The following is a 16049-nucleotide window of genomic DNA, read 5'->3' as shown; positions in this document are numbered from 1 at the left end:
GTGGCAATTGGGCGTGCCGGTGCGCCGGCATTTTATAAAAAGAACGGGCTGGGCTGGAATAAACGCTCGACGTCGGTAATGAATTTTTTATCGGTCAGGAACATAATTACATGGTCGCCCTGCTGGATACGGCAGTTTTTATTAGCGATGATGACATCGTCGCCCCGGACGATGGCGCCGATAATAGTGCCGGGCGGCAGTTTGATGGCATCAATGGTGCGTCCCACCACTTTTGACGTGCTTTCATCACCATGGGCGATAGCCTCGATGGCCTCGGCGACGCCGCGACGCAAGGAGGACACGCTGACGATATCCGCCTTGCGCACATGGCCCAGCAATGCCGATATGGTGGCCTGCTGCGGCGAAATAGCGATATCAATCACGCTGCCCTGCACCAGATCCACATAGGCGCGGCGTTGAATCAACACCAGGACCTTTTTAGCGCCCATGCGTTTGGCCAGCATCGCCGACATAATATTGGCTTCGTCATCGTTGGTAATGGCGATGAAGACATCGATTTGCTCGATATGCTCTTCGGCCAGCAGTTCCTGATCGGAGGCGTCGCCAAAAAATACAATAGTGTCATGCAGCAGCTCCGCCAGCTCCGCCGCCCGCTGCTGGTCGCGTTCGATAAGCTTGACGCTGTAATCTTTTTCCAGTCGCTGCGCCAGCCCCGCGCCGATATTGCCGCCGCCGACAATCATGATGCGTTTATAGGGTTTTTCCAGGCGCTGCAGCTCGCTCATTACCGCCCGGATATGGGGCGATGCGGCGACAAAAAACACTTCGTCGCCGGCCTCGATCACCGTCGATCCCTGCGGGCGAATAGGGCGATCCTGGCGGAACACGGCGGCCACGCGGGTATCGATATGCGGCATATGTTCGCGTAGGGAGGACAGGGCATTGCCCACCAGCGGCCCGCCGTAATAGGCTTTTACCGCGGCGATGCTGACTTTCCCCTGGGCAAAATTCACCACCTGCAGCGCCCCGGGGTATTCGATCAGTTTATAAATATTGTCGATCACCAATTGTTCGGGGGAAATAAGATGATCGATGGGCACCGCCTCGGGCGAAAACAGCTTGGCGGCTTCGCGGATATAATCGGCCGAACGGATGCGCGCAATACGATTGGGCGTTTTAAATAACGTATAGGCAATCTGGCAGGCGATCATATTGGTTTCATCGGAATTGGTCACCGCCACCAGCATGTCGGCATCCTCCGCGCCGGCTTCACGCAATACCCGTGGATGCGAGGCATGGCCCTGGATGGCGCGAAGATCGAATTTATCCTGTAATTGGCGGAGCTGGGCCGGGTTGGTATCGACGATGGTGATATCGTTGTTTTCGCCAACCAGGTTTTCAGCCAGGGTGCCGCCCACCTGTCCCGCCCCAAGGATTATTATTTTCATAGTCGGTTCTTCATGCCCATTCTGTGCGGGTCAATATGCCCGGTGCGTCACTCTTTATCATCTTAGCGTAAAAGAAGCCGTCACCGTCATCTGCGGCGGGAAAACATTGCCGGCCGGGGTGGTCGGCGTCGCCGGTTTCAACCAAAACGGCGTCGGCGTGGCTTGCCAGGAAGGCGCCGATTTGTTCGCTGTTCTCTTCGGGCAGTACTGAGCAGGTCGCGTAAAGCAGCGTGCCGCCGGGTTTAAGCAACGGCCAGATCGCAGTGAGGATCTGCCGCTGCAATGCCGCGAGCTCCCCGATATCACGATCGCGCCGTAGCCACTTGATATCCGGATGGCGGCGGATCACGCCGGTGGCGGAGCAGGGGGCGTCAAGCAGTATGCGGTCCCAGGTCCGATCCTGGTTCCATTCGCCAGGGCGGGTGCCGTCGCCCACCAGCACCTGGGCCCGCTGTCCCAGGCGCTGCAGGTTTTCCTCGATACGCGCCAGACGCAGGGGGTCGATATCCACCGCCGTGACACGGGCGTCGGGGGCCAGCTCAAGGATATGGGTGGTCTTGCCGCCGGGCGCGGCGCACAGATCCAGAATATCCTCTCCCGCCTGCGGCGCCAATAGCAGCGCGCAGCCCTGAGCCGACGCGTCCTGCACCGTTACCCAACCCTGTGCAAAGCCGGGCAGCCGGCCGACATTGCAGGCAACGTCCAGTTTAACCGCCTCAGGCAGGCTTGGATGGGCGCTGGCGGCAATGCCCTCCTGCGCCAGCAGGGCGAGATACGCCGCGCGGCTGTGATGCAGCCGGTTAACCCGCAGCCACATCGGCGGCCGTTGGTTATTGGCCTCGATAATGGCCTGCCAGTGAGCGGGATATGCCTGCTGGAGACGTTTTACCAGCCAGGACGGGTGGAGGAAACGGCTTTCCTCTTGCGCGGACGCGGCCAGCAATGCCTCCTGCTGACGCTGGAACTGACGCAGCACGCCGTTCACCAGGCCCTTCAACTGCGGCGTTTTCAGCACTACCGCGCCTTCCACCGTCTCGGCCAGCGCGGCATGGGGCGGGATGCGGGTATAGAGCAGTTGGTAAATGCCGACCATCAGCAGATAGTGCACCGGCCGCTGTTTACCGGTCAGCGGTTTTGCCATCAACTGCCTGATTATCCATTCCAGCTGCGGCAGGGTACGTAAAATGCCAAAGCACAATTCCTGCAGCAGCGCGCGGTCCTTATCGGCCAGAGGACTCTGCAGCATCGGTAGCAACTGGCTCAGAGACTGGCCGTGATCCAGCACTTGGGACACCGCCTTTGCTGTAATGGCGCGGAGGTTATATCGTTTATTCATAGTTGACCGAAGGAAAGTGAAGGTGGCCGCAATTAAACCGCCCGCGCCATTGCTGGCATTGCCGGGCGGTAGCCGGGAGGCATCAATCCAGGATGGCGCCGGGGGTAAACCACTCACGGCGGGAATTCAGTAAATCCTGCGCCGCCATGGGCTTTTTTCCCGCAGGCTGGAGCAGCGTCAAATTGAGCGCGCCGCTGGACGTCGCGACCTGAATGCCGTTTTTATCGGCTTGTAGAATCGTGCCGGGGGCGGACTGCGCCGGTAAATCCAATGCCGCCGCCTGCCAGACTTTAATGGTCTGGCCGCCGACGGTAAAAAAGCTTATCGGCCAGGGGTTAAAGGCACGCACGCAGCGCGCAAGCATAGCGGCCGGGCATGACCAGTCCAGGCGCGCTTCTTCTTTGCTCAGCTTTTCGGCGTAGGTTACCAGGCTCTCATCCTGCTTTTCCGGCGCCAGGGTGCCGGCGGCGCTGCGCGCCAGGGTATCGAGCAGCGCCCGCGGACCGATTGCAGCCAGTTTTTCATACAGGCTGGCGCTGGTGTCCCCGGGCTCTATGTCGCAGGCTGATTGATACAGCATATCGCCCGTATCCAGGCCCGCGTCCATTTGCATGATGGTGACGCCGGTGACGCTGTCGCCCGCCCACAGGGCGCGTTGAATCGGCGCCGCGCCGCGCCAGCGCGGCAATAACGAACCATGGACGTTCAGGCAGCCCAGGCGCGGCATATCCAGCACCGCCTGGGGCAGTATCAGTCCGTAGGCCACCACCACCATGATGTCGGCCCCAAGCTCCGCCACCAGGCGCTGGCTGTCCGCGGGGCGCAGGGATTTGGGCTGGTATACCGGCAACAGGTGCTGTTGCGCCAGAATTTTTACCGGACTGGCCGTAAGCCTGTTGCCCCGGCCCGCCGGGCGGTCGGGCTGGGTAAAGACGCCCACCACCCGATGCGCGGAATCGAGCAGCGCCTGGAGATGGCGCGCGGCGAAATCCGGCGTACCGGCAAAGATGACACGTAAAGAATCGGACACGTTAATTCCTGTATGGCGACGGTTATTTTTCGGCGCGGGCGTTGATTTTGGCCAGTTTTTCCATTTTCTGGCGGATGCGCTGGCGCTTTAGCGGCGAGAGGTAATCAACGAACAGTTTGCCGACCAGATGGTCCATTTCATGCTGGATGCAAATGGCCAATAGCCCGTCCGCCTCCAGCTCGAACGGCTTGCCGTCGCGATCGAGCGCGCGCACCGTAACCTTCTCCGCGCGGGGTACGAAACCGCGCTGATCGGGTATGGACAAACAGCCTTCCTCGATGCCGGTTTCACCGCTTTTGGCAATCAGTTCGGGATTGATAAATACGTGGCGCTCGTTGTGGTCTTCCGACACATCGATCACGATAATCCGCTGATGTATATCCACCTGGGTCGCGGCCAGGCCGATGCCCTCTTCTGCGTACATGGTTTCAAACATATCATCCACGATACGCCGAACAGCGTCGTTAACTTCTTTTACCGGTTTCGCAATAGTGCGAAGCCGCTCGTCGGGGTAATGTAACACCTGCAATACTGGCATATGAGTCTATATCTGTGTCCGATTATGAAAACGATTCTGTCTCTTATTCTAGACATTTCCCGCCCTGATTGACAGCATCCGCAAGCAAATGTCACGACATACGCCGGCAAAAGGCGCGGGGGAACCATGACTGAACTGGAAATGTGGCTGCGCATGGCGGCGGTAAAAGGCGTTAACGGCGCCAAAGTGCAGCGTTGCCTGTCACAATTGCCCCTTCCCGGCGATTTTAGCCCGCAACCGCTCCTTTACGCCTGTCTCACCCCCGGCCAGCGTCAACGCTTCCTGCAATATCCCGCCGGTGACATTGAGGCCGCCCTGCGCTGGCTGGAGCATCCGCTGCATCATTTTGTGCCCTTTACCGATCCCGGCTACCCCGATGCGCTCAGGTCCCTCGCCTGTCCGCCGCCGGCGCTATTTATCATCGGCGACCCCGCCTGCCTGGCCTCCCCGCAGCTGGCCATGGTCGGCAGCCGGGTATGCAGCCGCTACGGCGAGCAGTGGGGCACGTTCTTTGCCGCCGATCTGGCGCGGTGCGGCCTGGCCATCACCAGCGGGCTGGCGCTCGGCATTGACGGGATATGCCATCGCTCGGCGCTGGACGCGCAGGGCAAAACCATCGCGGTACTGGGCAGCGGCCTGCAGAACATTTATCCGTCGCGGCACCGGGGGCTTGCCGGGCGCATCGTGGCGCAGGGCGGCGCGCTGGTATCCGAGCTGGCATTAGACGCCCCGCCCCTGGCGGCGCATTTCCCCTACCGCAACCGGATTATCAGCGGGCTGAGCCAGGCGGTGCTGGTGGTGGAGGCCGCCGCCCGCAGCGGTTCGCTGATTACCGCCCGTTACGCCCTCGATCAGGGCAAGGATGTCTATGCCTTGCCCGGTCCGCTGGGCAACGCGGCGAGCGCCGGCACTCATTGGCTTATCCAACAAGGCGCTTACCTGGTAACCCAGCCGAAGGAGATTATTGAACAGCTCGGCGGCGGCCTGCATTGGCTGCCTTTGCCGCCGCCGGAAATTATTTCTGCGCCAGAATGCGAACTTGAATTGCCATTTGCCGAGGTGTTGGCTAACGTAGGAGATGAGGTTACACCTGTTGACGTCGTCGCTGAACGTGCCGGCCGGTCTGTACCAGAGGTAGTGTCAAAGCTATTGCAACTGGAGTTAGCAGGCTGGATCGCAGTTGTACCCGGCGGCTATGTCCGTTTAAGGAGGGCAGGCCATGTTCGACGTTCTAATGTACTTGTTTGAAACATACATCCACAATGAAGTGGAAATGCGGGTCGATCAGGACAAGTTAACCGACGATCTCACCCGCGCGGGTTTTCATCAGGACGATATCTACAATGCGCTCAACTGGCTGGAGAAGTTGGCCGATCTGCAGGACGGACAGGGCAAATCCTTCGCCATGGGCGGTGATCCGCTGGCATTACGCATTTACACGGATGAAGAGAGTCAGTTCCTGGATACGGAATGCCGCGGATTTTTATTGTTTCTGGAACAGATTCAGGTGTTAAACCTTGAAACGCGTGAAATGGTGATCGATCGCGTCATGGCACTGGATGCCGTCGAGTTCGATCTGGAAGATCTTAAATGGGTAATCCTGATGGTGCTGTTTAATATCCCCGGATATGAAAATGCCTATCAGCAGATGGAAGATCTTGTATTCGAAGAAGATGAGAGCCGTCTGCACTAGAGAATCACTGACGATATATCCCTATGGCAAAAGCTGCGCTCTTTAACGCAAGGCAAACCGAACTCTGCCCTGAATGCGGGGCAGAGCTCGTGATTCGTTCCGGGCAGCATGGACCCTTTCTCGGATGTTCCCAGTATCCGCGCTGCGCTTATATTAAATCGCTTAAACAGCAGGCTGACGGCCATATCGTCACGGTGCTTGAGGGGCAGTCATGCCCGGTGTGCCAGGGCAGCCTGGTGCTGCGCCAGGGCCGCTACGGCATGTTTATCGGCTGTGGCAATTATCCTGACTGTGATTATATTGCCGCCATGGACCAGCCGGATGAAACCGCCTTCAGTTGCCCCGAATGCAAAACGGGCAAACTGGTACAACGCACTTCCCGGTTTGGCAAAATCTTTTATGCGTGCGACCAGTATCCCCACTGCCGGTTTGTGCTTAATTTCAAACCGGTGGCGGGTGAATGCGAATTTTGCCATTTTCCGCTGCTATATGAAAAAAACACCGCGCGCGGGCCCCGGCTTTTTTGTGCCGATAAGCGCTGCGCCAAGCCGGTATCGATAAAAGAAAATGATGAAAAATAATCAACCGCCGGCATTGGCCGGACTGGTGGACACGCTGCGGCAAGGGCGCATCGTCGCTTACCCCACCGAAGCGGTCTTCGGCCTGGGATGCGATCCGGATAACGAGTCGGCGGTCCAGGCGCTGCTGGCCCTTAAGCAGCGCCCCTGGACCAAAGGCCTGATTCTCATTGCCGCCAATTATCAACAGCTATTGCCTTATATCGACGATACCGCGCTTACCCCGCAGCAGCGGGAGCGTGTCTTTGCCCGCTGGCCGGGGCCGGTGACCTGGGTGATGCCCGCCCGTCCGGAAACGCCGCGCTGGCTAACCGGCCGGTTTTCCACCCTGGCGGTACGGGTTACCGCCTATGAGCCGGTGCGGCGCCTTTGCCTGGCGTTCGGCAAACCGCTGGTTTCAACCAGCGCCAATGTCACCGGCCAACCGCCTGGCCGCACGCCCGCCGAGGTTCGCCAGCAGTTGGGCGATAACTTTCCCGTGATGGAAGACCGGGTGGAAGGGCGGCTTAACCCTTCGGAAATTCGCGATGCATTAACCGGCAGCCTTATCCGGCAGGGTTAATCAGGAGAACCGCTTATGGATACTTACGCCGTTTTCGGCAATCCGATACACCACAGCAAATCGCCCCATATCCATGCGCTGTTTGCCGCGCAAACCGGTATCGTCCATCCGTACGGGCGGGTGTTGGCCCCGGAGGATGCGTTTGAGCAAACCCTGCGCGATTTTTTTGCCGCCGGCGGCGAAGGCGCCAATATCACCATGCCTTTTAAAGAACGGGCGTTTGCGCTATGCGATCAGTTAACCGAACGGGCTTCCCAGGCAGGCGCGGTCAATACCGTTAAAAAACAGCAGGACGGTACGTTGCTTGGGGATAATACCGATGGCATCGGCCTGCTGGCGGATTTGCAGCGCCTGGGACTGATAACGCATGACAGCAGGATTTTGCTTATTGGCGCGGGCGGCGCGGCGCGCGGGGTCATCCTGCCGTTGCTCTCTTTTGGCTGCGCGATAGTACTCACCAATCGCACCTTCAAACGGGCGCAGGAACTGGTGTCCTTCTATCACCATGCCGGCGAAATCAGCGCGCGGCCGCTGGATGAATTGGCCGCACCGGATTTCGATCTGGTGATTAACGCCACCACCTCCGGCATCCATGGCGAGATCCCGTCACTGGCAACAACGCTGATTACCCCGGAGGTTCGCTGCTACGATATGTATTACCAGCGCGGACTGACGCCGTTTTTACGCTGGTGCGCCGTGCAGGGTGCCGGGCATAGCGCCGATGGCCTGGGAATGCTGGTGGGCCAGGCGGCTTATTCGTTTATGCTGTGGCATGGGGTGATGCCCGATATCGCACCGGTACTGGAACAGTTGCGCAGCGAGCTGTCTGTCTGAAACGGCGAATTCGCCTGCCCTTTGCCGCCGCCGGGCAGGCGGTGTTATCCGCTATCCGGTCTGCTCGGTGGCGCCGGCGGCTATTTTTCCTGGGCCAGGTACTGATCCTTCCAGCGCACATAATTATTGGCTGAATAGAGCAGGCCCGCTATTTCGGCGGGCGTAAGCGCCCTGACCCTGCGAGCCGGGCTGCCGAGATACAGATAGCCGCTTTCCAGCCTTTTGCCCGGCGACACCAGACTTCCCGCACCTATCATGACGTCATCTTCCACCACCACCCCGTCCAGCAGGATAGACCCCATGCCGACCAGGACGCGATTGCCAATGGTACAGCCGTGCAGCATAGCCTTATGCCCCACGGTAACATCCTCGCCGATAACCAGCGGATTGCCCGCCGGATTATGTTCTGATCTATGGGTGACATGCAGCACCGTGCCGTCCTGGATATTGGTGCGGGCTCCGATGATAATATTGTTGACGTCGCCGCGCATGGCAACCAGCGGCCAGATGCTGACGTCATCCGCCAGGGTGATCTCACCGATCACCACGCTTGAGGGATCGATCATCACCCGTTGACCCAGGATCGGAAACCGCTCCTGGAAGGGGCGCAATGATTTTGACAATTCCGACATGTTTCTACCTTTCCATCGATCTGTTTTTATCGACTGTATCGCCGTAACGGCATAGATATCAACACTGGAGATCCGGAAAAATCCCCTTTTTGGGGAAGCGATCGCTCAAGATCGGGGCATAAGGGATGAAAAATAGACAGTTGGCAAGAAAAGATCAAAAAACGCTTGTGCAATATATCCGGATCCCTATAATGCGCCTCCATCGACCGGCACCGTGCAGCACATCGCGGGGTACCGGAAACGAGTCAGAAGACAGGCCGAACGGGCTTGACACTGAAAGAGGAAAGCGTAATATACGCAACCCGCGCCGGGTGAGTTTTGTTATCACGCTGGCCATGCTCTTTAACAATTTATCAGACAATCTGTGTGGGCACTCACAAGACCGTATCGAAACACAAAAATACCAAGTCTTGAAGAGTGAACAAACAGTTAATTCATAAGATTAACAGTATGACAATCTTTGAGCATCAAGCTTTTAATTGAAGAGTTTGATCATGGCTCAGATTGAACGCTGGCGGCAGGCCTAACACATGCAAGTCGAGCGGCAGCGGAAAGTAGCTTGCTACTTTGCCGGCGAGCGGCGGACGGGTGAGTAATGTCTGGGGATCTGCCTGATGGTGGGGGATAACTACTGGAAACGGTAGCTAATACCGCATAACGTCGCAAGACCAAAGTGGGGGACCTTCGGGCCTCACGCCATCGGATGAACCCAGATGGGATTAGCTAGTAGGTGAGGTAATGGCTCACCTAGGCGACGATCCCTAGCTGGTCTGAGAGGATGACCAGCCACACTGGAACTGAGACACGGTCCAGACTCCTACGGGAGGCAGCAGTGGGGAATATTGCACAATGGGCGCAAGCCTGATGCAGCCATGCCGCGTGTGTGAAGAAGGCCTTCGGGTTGTAAAGCACTTTCAGCGGGGAGGAAGGCGATAAGGTTAATAACCTTGTTGATTGACGTTACCCGCAGAAGAAGCACCGGCTAACTCCGTGCCAGCAGCCGCGGTAATACGGAGGGTGCGAGCGTTAATCGGAATTACTGGGCGTAAAGCGTACGCAGGCGGTCTGTTAAGTCAGATGTGAAATCCCCGGGCTTAACCCGGGAACTGCATTTGAAACTGGCAGGCTAGAGTCTCGTAGAGGGGGGTAGAATTCCAGGTGTAGCGGTGAAATGCGTAGAGATCTGGAGGAATACCGGTGGCGAAGGCGGCCCCCTGGACGAAGACTGACGCTCAGGTACGAAAGCGTGGGGAGCAAACAGGATTAGATACCCTGGTAGTCCACGCTGTAAACGATGTCGATTTGAAGGTTGTGGCCTTGAGCCGTGGCTTTCGGAGCTAACGCGTTAAATCGACCGCCTGGGGAGTACGGCCGCAAGGTTAAAACTCAAATGAATTGACGGGGGCCCGCACAAGCGGTGGAGCATGTGGTTTAATTCGATGCAACGCGAAGAACCTTACCTACTCTTGACATCCAGAGAAGTTTGCAGAGATGCGAACGTGCCTTCGGGAACTCTGAGACAGGTGCTGCATGGCTGTCGTCAGCTCGTGTTGTGAAATGTTGGGTTAAGTCCCGCAACGAGCGCAACCCTTATCCTTTGTTGCCAGCGAGTAATGTCGGGAACTCAAAGGAGACTGCCGGTGACAAACCGGAGGAAGGTGGGGATGACGTCAAGTCATCATGGCCCTTACGAGTAGGGCTACACACGTGCTACAATGGCGCATACAAAGAGAAGCGAACTCGCGAGAGTAAGCGGACCTCACAAAGTGCGTCGTAGTCCGGATTGGAGTCTGCAACTCGACTCCATGAAGTCGGAATCGCTAGTAATCGTGGATCAGAATGCCACGGTGAATACGTTCCCGGGCCTTGTACACACCGCCCGTCACACCATGGGAGTGGGTTGCAAAAGAAGTAGGTAGCTTAACCTTCGGGAGGGCGCTTACCACTTTGTGATTCATGACTGGGGTGAAGTCGTAACAAGGTAACCGTAGGGGAACCTGCGGTTGGATCACCTCCTTACCGAAATAGATACTAGATTGTGTAGTGTCCACACAGATTGTCTGATAACTGTAACGAGCAAGAAAAACCTTCTATAGGCTTGTAGCTCAGGTGGTTAGAGCGCACCCCTGATAAGGGTGAGGTCGGTGGTTCGAGTCCACTCAGGCCTACCATTCCTTCCCATGCTGCGTTGCGGCGCCACTCGTTTATTTCAATAAACTTCGTGACCCCACGCCTTGCCTGGAAACGAATGGGCTATCAAGTTGTTCTCCTTTCTAAATGCCATTGCTTTGTAGCTTAATTGATGCACAGCAATTTCAGTGCGGGAAAGAGTCTGGTTGATGTTAAAAGGTTAAACGACTTGGGGCTATAGCTCAGCTGGGAGAGCACCTGCTTTGCACGCAGGGGGTCAGCGGTTCGATCCCGCTTAGCTCCACCATTTCCTGATGGGATGGGTGGTAAGATTGTCTGGTTTTTCTTATTTATTTCAGAGCACACTCTTATGAGTATGCTGCGAAATACATGCTCTTTAACAATCCGGAACAAGCTGAAAATTTGAAAAAAACATGCTGAGCAAAATCAGTATGCGATTCTCTCAAAGCAAGCAAACCTAATGATTGCCGTGTCGATGGCAATCTCTGTAGCCCAGGCGAGGGTTTACTCTCACCAGGGTGAGACTGTGCGAACAGTGTCAGGGCAAGGCGCACGGCGCGCAGCCAGCGGAGTGGACTCAATGTCCATGAGCATGGCGAGCATCGCGCAACGATGCCATGGCAGTGTGCAGCCAGTCGCAACACAGACACTTTAGGGTTGTGAGGTTAAGTGAATAAGCGTACACGGTGGATGCCTAGGCAGTCAGAGGCGATGAAGGACGTGCTAATCCGCGAAATGCGCCGGTGAGCTGATATGAAGCGCTATCAGCCGGCGATGTCCGAATGGGGAAACCCAGTGCAATTCGTTGCACTATCATTACGTGAATCCATAGCGTATTGAGGCGAACCGGGGGAACTGAAACATCTCAGTACCCCGAGGAAAAGAAATCAACCGAGATTCCCCTAGTAGCGGCGAGCGAACGGGGAACAGCCCAGAGTCACCATCAGCGTTTGCATCAGGAGAACGGTCTGGAAAGTCCGGCAACACAGGGTGATAGCCCCGTATCCGAAGGTGCAAGTGCTGTGAGCTCGATGAGTAGGGCGGGACACGTGATATCCTGTCTGAAGATGGGGGGACCATCCTCCAAGGCTAAATACTCCTGACTGACCGATAGTGAACCAGTACCGTGAGGGAAAGGCGAAAAGAACCCCGGCGAGGGGAGTGAAATAGAACCTGAAACCGTGTACGTACAAGCAGTGGGAGCCTTGATTTATCAGGGTGACTGCGTACCTTTTGTATAATGGGTCAGCGACTTATATTCTGTAGCAAGGTTAACCGTTTAGGGGAGCCGTAGGGAAACCGAGTCTTAACTGGGCGTTAAGTTGCAGGGTATAGACCCGAAACCCGGTGATCTAGCCATGGGCAGGTTGAAGGTTGGGTAACACTAACTGGAGGACCGAACCGACTAATGTTGAAAAATTAGCGGATGACTTGTGGCTGGGGGTGAAAGGCCAATCAAACCGGGAGATAGCTGGTTCTCCCCGAAAGCTATTTAGGTAGCGCCTCGTGAATTCATCTTCGGGGGTAGAGCACTGTTTCGGCTAGGGGTCCACCCCGGATTACCAACCCGATGCAAACTGCGAATACCGAAGAATGTTACCACGGGAGACACACGGCGGGTGCTAACGTCCGTCGTGAAGAGGGAAACAACCCAGACCGCCAGCTAAGGTCCCAAAGTCATGGTTAAGTGGGAAACGATGTGGGAAGGCACAGACAGCCAGGATGTTGGCTTAGAAGCAGCCATCATTTAAAGAAAGCGTAATAGCTCACTGGTCGAGTCGGCCTGCGCGGAAGATGTAACGGGGCTAAACCATGCACCGAAGCTGCGGCAGCGATACCTTCGGGTATTGTTGGGTAGGGGAGCGTTCTGTAAGCCTGCGAAGGTGGCCTGTGAGGGCTGCTGGAGGTATCAGAAGTGCGAATGCTGACATAAGTAACGATAAAGCGGGTGAAAAGCCCGCTCGCCGGAAGACCAAGGGTTCCTGTCCAACGTTAATCGGGGCAGGGTGAGTCGACCCCTAAGGCGAGGCCGAAAGGCGTAGTCGATGGGAAACAGGTTAATATTCCTGTACTGGGTGTGACTGCGAAGGGGGGACGGAGAAAGCTAGGTTCGCCGGGCGACGGTTGTCCCGGTTTAAGCGTGAAGGTGGAAAGAGCAGGTAAATCCGCTTTTTCATTCAACACTGAGGCGTGATAACGAGCCACTACGGTGGTGAAGGAATTGATGCTACGCTTCCAGGAAAAGCCTCTAAGCTCCAGGTCACATCGAATCGTACCCCAAACCGACACAGGTGGTCAGGTAGAGAATACCAAGGCGCTTGAGAGAACTCGGGTGAAGGAACTAGGCAAAATGGTGCCGTAACTTCGGGAGAAGGCACGCTGGCATTAGGTGGAGGGACTTGCTCCCTGAGCTGAAGCCAGTCGCAGATACCAGCTGGCTGCAACTGTTTATTAAAAACACAGCACTGTGCAAACACGAAAGTGGACGTATACGGTGTGACGCCTGCCCGGTGCCGGAAGGTTAATTGATGGGGTTATCCGTAAGGAGAAGCTCTTGATCGAAGCCCCGGTAAACGGCGGCCGTAACTATAACGGTCCTAAGGTAGCGAAATTCCTTGTCGGGTAAGTTCCGACCTGCACGAATGGCGTAATGATGGCCAGGCTGTCTCCACCCGAGACTCAGTGAAATTGAACTCGCTGTGAAGATGCAGTGTACCCGCGGCAAGACGGAAAGACCCCGTGAACCTTTACTATAGCTTGACACTGAACATTGAGCCTTGATGTGTAGGATAGGTGGGAGGCTTTGAAGTGTGGACGCCAGTCTGCATGGAGCCAACCTTGAAATACCACCCTTTAATGTTTGATGTTCTAACTCCGGCCCGTAATCCGGGTCGAGGACAGTGTCTGGTGGGTAGTTTGACTGGGGCGGTCTCCTCCTAAAGAGTAACGGAGGAGCACGAAGGTTAGCTAATCACGGTCGGACATCGTGAGGTTAGTGCAAAGGCATAAGCTAGCTTGACTGCGAGAGTGACGGCTCGAGCAGGTGCGAAAGCAGGTCTTAGTGATCCGGTGGTTCTGAATGGAAGGGCCATCGCTCAACGGATAAAAGGTACTCCGGGGATAACAGGCTGATACCGCCCAAGAGTTCATATCGACGGCGGTGTTTGGCACCTCGATGTCGGCTCATCACATCCTGGGGCTGAAGTAGGTCCCAAGGGTATGGCTGTTCGCCATTTAAAGTGGTACGCGAGCTGGGTTTAGAACGTCGTGAGACAGTTCGGTCCCTATCTGCCGTGGGCGTTGGAAGATTGAGAGGGGCTGCTCCTAGTACGAGAGGACCGGAGTGGACGCACCACTGGTGTTCGGGTTGTCATGCCAATGGCATTGCCCGGTAGCTACGTGCGGAAGAGATAACCGCTGAAAGCATCTAAGCGGGAAACTTGCCTCGAGATGAGTCTTCCCTGTGGCTTTAAGCCACCTGAAGGGACGTTAAAGACGATGACGTTGATAGGTCGGGTGTGTAAGCGCAGCGATGCGTTGAGCTAACCGATACTAATGACCCGTGAGGCTTAACCTTACAACACCTAAAGTGTTTGACGCAAAGAGAGCGTCGCCCCGAGGGGCGGCGAGAGAATTTTCAGCGATTGTTCCGGATAAACGGACGTGGCATAGAAGGATATGCGGCGGACGGTAACGAATTTGCCTGGCGGCACTAGCGCGGTGGTCCCACCTGACCCCATGCCGAACTCAGCAGTGAAACGCCGTAGCGCCGATGGTAGTGTGGGGTCTCCCCATGCGAGAGTAGGGAACTGCCAGGCATCCATTAAGACCAATACCTTGAGTGAAGCGAAAGGCGTTGGTAAAAAAGCTTTGAGCGCTGATATGGCTCAGTTGGTAGAGCGCACCCTTGGTAAGGGTGAGGTCCCCAGTTCGACTCTGGGTATCAGCACCAGTTTTAACGGTAGAGTTCGGCAAATAAAGAATTTGCCTGGCGGCACTAGCGCGGTGGTCCCACCTGACCCCATGCCGAACTCAGTAGTGAAACGCCGTAGCGCCGATGGTAGTGTGGGGTCTCCCCATGCGAGAGTAGGGAACTGCCAGGCATCCAATTGACGAAGCCCTCTGTGTAAACAGAGGGCTTTTTCATGTCCGTGACCCTGGCGGTTCGCTACTCGAGTAAGAGAGTAGGACAACAGGCGGAGCCTGTTGAACGCCGCTTGCGGCGGCCCGCAGGGTGCCTGACGCCGTCAGGCATCAACTGCCAGGCATCCAATTGGCGAAGCCCTCTGTGCAAACAGGGGGCTTTTTCATGTCCGTAACCCTGGCGGTTCGCTACTCGAGTAAGAGAGTAGGACAACAGGCGGAGCCTGTTGAACGCCGCTTGCGGCGGCCCGCAGGGTGGCCGCCGCAGGCGGACATCAACTGCCAGGCATCCAATTGGCGAAGCCCTCTGTGTAAACAGAGGGCTTTTTCATGTCCATGACCCTGGCGGTTCGTTACCCGGCTTGCGTATAACGGGTAACAAACACTTATCTGAAGCTCCATTGCACGCTGATGACAAGTACGGTAGGAATGATTATTCCAGTTTCAATACCGAAGTAATCTGTAAAATTGTATTGAATAGCATGATAAATATATGGCGCAAATCCTATTCCAGTCGCTTTCTTAAAATTTTTATAGGCGCCATGATCACCGCAACGACTGAAAGCGTCAAAAAAAAATTCCCCTGTATAACCATATATCCCTTTAAAAACCCAGCCGGAGTCACCCGATATCCAGTCCCTTCTCAATCCCATTGCCAGACAGCGGTCCCCGAAACTGTTGTTCATCGTCCCAAGCAATATACTGTAGTTGGAATCTTCAGAAAATTTGCGCTCGACTGATAAGAATTTATTATCAAAAAACTCATTATATTGCCCATAATTACCAGTCAAGTGATACACAAACGAACCGGTATTGGCGGAATATAAGTTTATCTCTCTGGCATACGTTCTGGTGGCGACGATAAGTATAAAAAAACATAAAGCTTTGCTTGAGTTTTTAAACATTTTAATAATCTCTTTGATAATAAAAATTATATCTTTTATCTGAAAATAATTAAAAAAAACATCAAGAGGGGGAGAGAGAATTCTGTAATGAATATATCTAAGATATAGTTTAAATTCGCACAAAGAAAAAGGCTTTATTTTTTCAATCAGATTTTGCCTGAGACCACCCGCTGCAAACCTGGCTGCCAGCCTGTGATTAACCACTTTCCGGTTGCGTTCAGCATATTCCCCCGGTCAG

At 55.6% G+C, this 16049-nt stretch carries 11 protein-coding genes, 3 tRNA genes and 4 rRNA genes; 12 read left to right on the top strand and 6 right to left on the bottom strand.

Annotated features, from left to right (window positions below; genetic code table 11):
• Window positions 1-32 precede the first annotated feature (32 nt).
• From trkA to def, 4 genes are all read right to left on the bottom strand, one after another.
• On the bottom strand, window positions 33-1409 hold the full coding sequence (gene trkA, locus ACL2XQ_RS23625; protein ID WP_413721557.1) for a Trk system potassium transporter TrkA: 1377 nt from the start codon (window positions 1407-1409) through the stop codon (window positions 33-35).
• A 10-nt stretch (window positions 1410-1419) separates the two neighbouring features.
• Window positions 1420-2745: a 16S rRNA (cytosine(967)-C(5))-methyltransferase RsmB gene (gene rsmB, locus ACL2XQ_RS23620; RefSeq protein ID WP_410013287.1), complete on the bottom strand. Its 1326-nt coding sequence runs from the start codon at window positions 2743-2745 to the stop codon at window positions 1420-1422.
• A gap of 82 nt (window positions 2746-2827) precedes the next feature.
• On the bottom strand, window positions 2828-3775 hold the full coding sequence (fmt, locus tag ACL2XQ_RS23615; protein ID WP_413721556.1) for a methionyl-tRNA formyltransferase: 948 nt from the start codon (window positions 3773-3775) through the stop codon (window positions 2828-2830).
• Between the two features lie 22 nt (window positions 3776-3797).
• Window positions 3798-4313 carry a peptide deformylase gene (gene def, locus ACL2XQ_RS23610; RefSeq protein ID WP_410013289.1) on the bottom strand — a complete coding sequence of 172 codons (516 nt, stop codon included), beginning with the start codon at window positions 4311-4313 and terminating at the stop codon, window positions 3798-3800.
• Between the two features lie 126 nt (window positions 4314-4439).
• On the opposite strand from def, the gene dprA reads away from it, so the two are divergent.
• Genes dprA through aroE form a run of 5 tightly spaced genes read left to right on the top strand, consistent with a single transcriptional unit; the run spans window position 4440 to window position 7980 of the window.
• A complete protein-coding gene (gene dprA, locus ACL2XQ_RS23605; protein WP_410013290.1) occupies window positions 4440-5561 on the top strand; it encodes a DNA-protecting protein DprA in 1122 nt (373 codons plus the stop codon).
• Complete coding sequence (locus ACL2XQ_RS23600) at window positions 5533-6006, top strand: DUF494 family protein (RefSeq protein ID WP_410013291.1); 474 nt, start codon at window positions 5533-5535, stop codon at window positions 6004-6006. The genes dprA and ACL2XQ_RS23600 overlap by 29 nt, the downstream gene beginning before the upstream one ends.
• Before the next feature lie 23 nt (window positions 6007-6029).
• A complete protein-coding gene (locus ACL2XQ_RS23595; protein ID WP_410013292.1) occupies window positions 6030-6587 on the top strand; it encodes a topoisomerase DNA-binding C4 zinc finger domain-containing protein in 558 nt (185 codons plus the stop codon).
• The gene (gene tsaC, locus ACL2XQ_RS23590; protein WP_413723502.1) at window positions 6577-7146 is read left to right on the top strand and encodes an L-threonylcarbamoyladenylate synthase type 1 TsaC; all 570 of its coding nucleotides are present in this window, start codon (window positions 6577-6579) and stop codon (window positions 7144-7146) included. Before ACL2XQ_RS23595 ends, tsaC begins: the two co-directional genes overlap by 11 nt.
• 15 nt (window positions 7147-7161) lie before the next feature.
• On the top strand, window positions 7162-7980 hold the full coding sequence (gene aroE / locus ACL2XQ_RS23585; protein ID WP_410013293.1) for a shikimate dehydrogenase: 819 nt from the start codon (window positions 7162-7164) through the stop codon (window positions 7978-7980).
• Between the two features lie 80 nt (window positions 7981-8060).
• Here the strand turns inward: aroE and ACL2XQ_RS23580 are convergent, their stop codons facing one another.
• Complete coding sequence (locus ACL2XQ_RS23580; protein WP_410016716.1) at window positions 8061-8603, bottom strand: gamma carbonic anhydrase family protein; 543 nt, start codon at window positions 8601-8603, stop codon at window positions 8061-8063.
• A gap of 485 nt (window positions 8604-9088) precedes the next feature.
• On the opposite strand from ACL2XQ_RS23580, the gene ACL2XQ_RS23575 reads away from it, so the two are divergent.
• From ACL2XQ_RS23575 to rrf (ACL2XQ_RS23545), 7 genes are all read left to right on the top strand, one after another.
• Window positions 9089-10631 (top strand): 16S ribosomal RNA (locus ACL2XQ_RS23575).
• Between the two features lie 75 nt (window positions 10632-10706).
• Window positions 10707-10783: transfer RNA gene (locus tag ACL2XQ_RS23570), tRNA-Ile, on the top strand.
• 190 nt (window positions 10784-10973) lie between these two features.
• A tRNA-Ala gene (locus tag ACL2XQ_RS23565) sits at window positions 10974-11049 on the top strand.
• A 377-nt stretch (window positions 11050-11426) separates the two neighbouring features.
• Window positions 11427-14340 (top strand): 23S ribosomal RNA (locus ACL2XQ_RS23560).
• Window positions 14341-14465: 125 nt separating this feature from the next.
• Window positions 14466-14581 (top strand): 5S ribosomal RNA (gene rrf / locus ACL2XQ_RS23555).
• A 58-nt stretch (window positions 14582-14639) separates the two neighbouring features.
• Window positions 14640-14715: transfer RNA gene (locus ACL2XQ_RS23550), tRNA-Thr, on the top strand.
• Between the two features lie 35 nt (window positions 14716-14750).
• A 5S ribosomal RNA gene (gene rrf, locus ACL2XQ_RS23545) occupies window positions 14751-14866 on the top strand.
• Together the 16S, 23S and 5S rRNA genes with 3 tRNA genes alongside form the textbook arrangement of a ribosomal RNA operon.
• A 426-nt stretch (window positions 14867-15292) precedes the next feature.
• Here rrf (ACL2XQ_RS23545) and ACL2XQ_RS23540 read toward each other — a convergent pair.
• A complete protein-coding gene (locus tag ACL2XQ_RS23540; RefSeq protein WP_410016717.1) occupies window positions 15293-15811 on the bottom strand; it encodes a hypothetical protein in 519 nt (172 codons plus the stop codon).
• Window positions 15812-16049 lie beyond the last annotated feature (238 nt).

The sequence above is a fragment of the Sodalis sp. RH14 genome, from assembly GCF_047324285.1.
Classification (GTDB): Bacteria; Pseudomonadota; Gammaproteobacteria; order Enterobacterales; family Enterobacteriaceae; genus Acerihabitans.
Note: the sequence above shows the minus strand (reverse complement) of the source record. Positions and strands in the feature narration are given on the sequence as shown.

What these genes read in the sequence shown, in the direction of transcription:
- trkA (WP_413721557.1), bottom strand. Translation starts at nt 1,409, where the DNA reads ATGAAAATAATAATCCTTGGGGCGGGACAGGTGGGCGGCACCCTGGCT.
- rsmB (WP_410013287.1), bottom strand. Translation starts at nt 2,745, where the DNA reads ATGAATAAACGATATAACCTCCGCGCCATTACAGCAAAGGCGGTGTCC.
- def (WP_410013289.1), bottom strand. Translation starts at nt 4,313, where the DNA reads ATGCCAGTATTGCAGGTGTTACATTACCCCGACGAGCGGCTTCGCACT.
- dprA (WP_410013290.1), top strand. Translation starts at nt 4,440, where the DNA reads ATGACTGAACTGGAAATGTGGCTGCGCATGGCGGCGGTAAAAGGCGTT.
- ACL2XQ_RS23600 (WP_410013291.1), top strand. Translation starts at nt 5,533, where the DNA reads ATGTTCGACGTTCTAATGTACTTGTTTGAAACATACATCCACAATGAA.
- ACL2XQ_RS23595 (WP_410013292.1), top strand. Translation starts at nt 6,030, where the DNA reads ATGGCAAAAGCTGCGCTCTTTAACGCAAGGCAAACCGAACTCTGCCCT.
- tsaC (WP_413723502.1), top strand. Translation starts at nt 6,577, where the DNA reads ATGAAAAATAATCAACCGCCGGCATTGGCCGGACTGGTGGACACGCTG.
- aroE (WP_410013293.1), top strand. Translation starts at nt 7,162, where the DNA reads ATGGATACTTACGCCGTTTTCGGCAATCCGATACACCACAGCAAATCG.
- ACL2XQ_RS23540 (WP_410016717.1), bottom strand. Translation starts at nt 15,811, where the DNA reads ATGTTTAAAAACTCAAGCAAAGCTTTATGTTTTTTTATACTTATCGTC.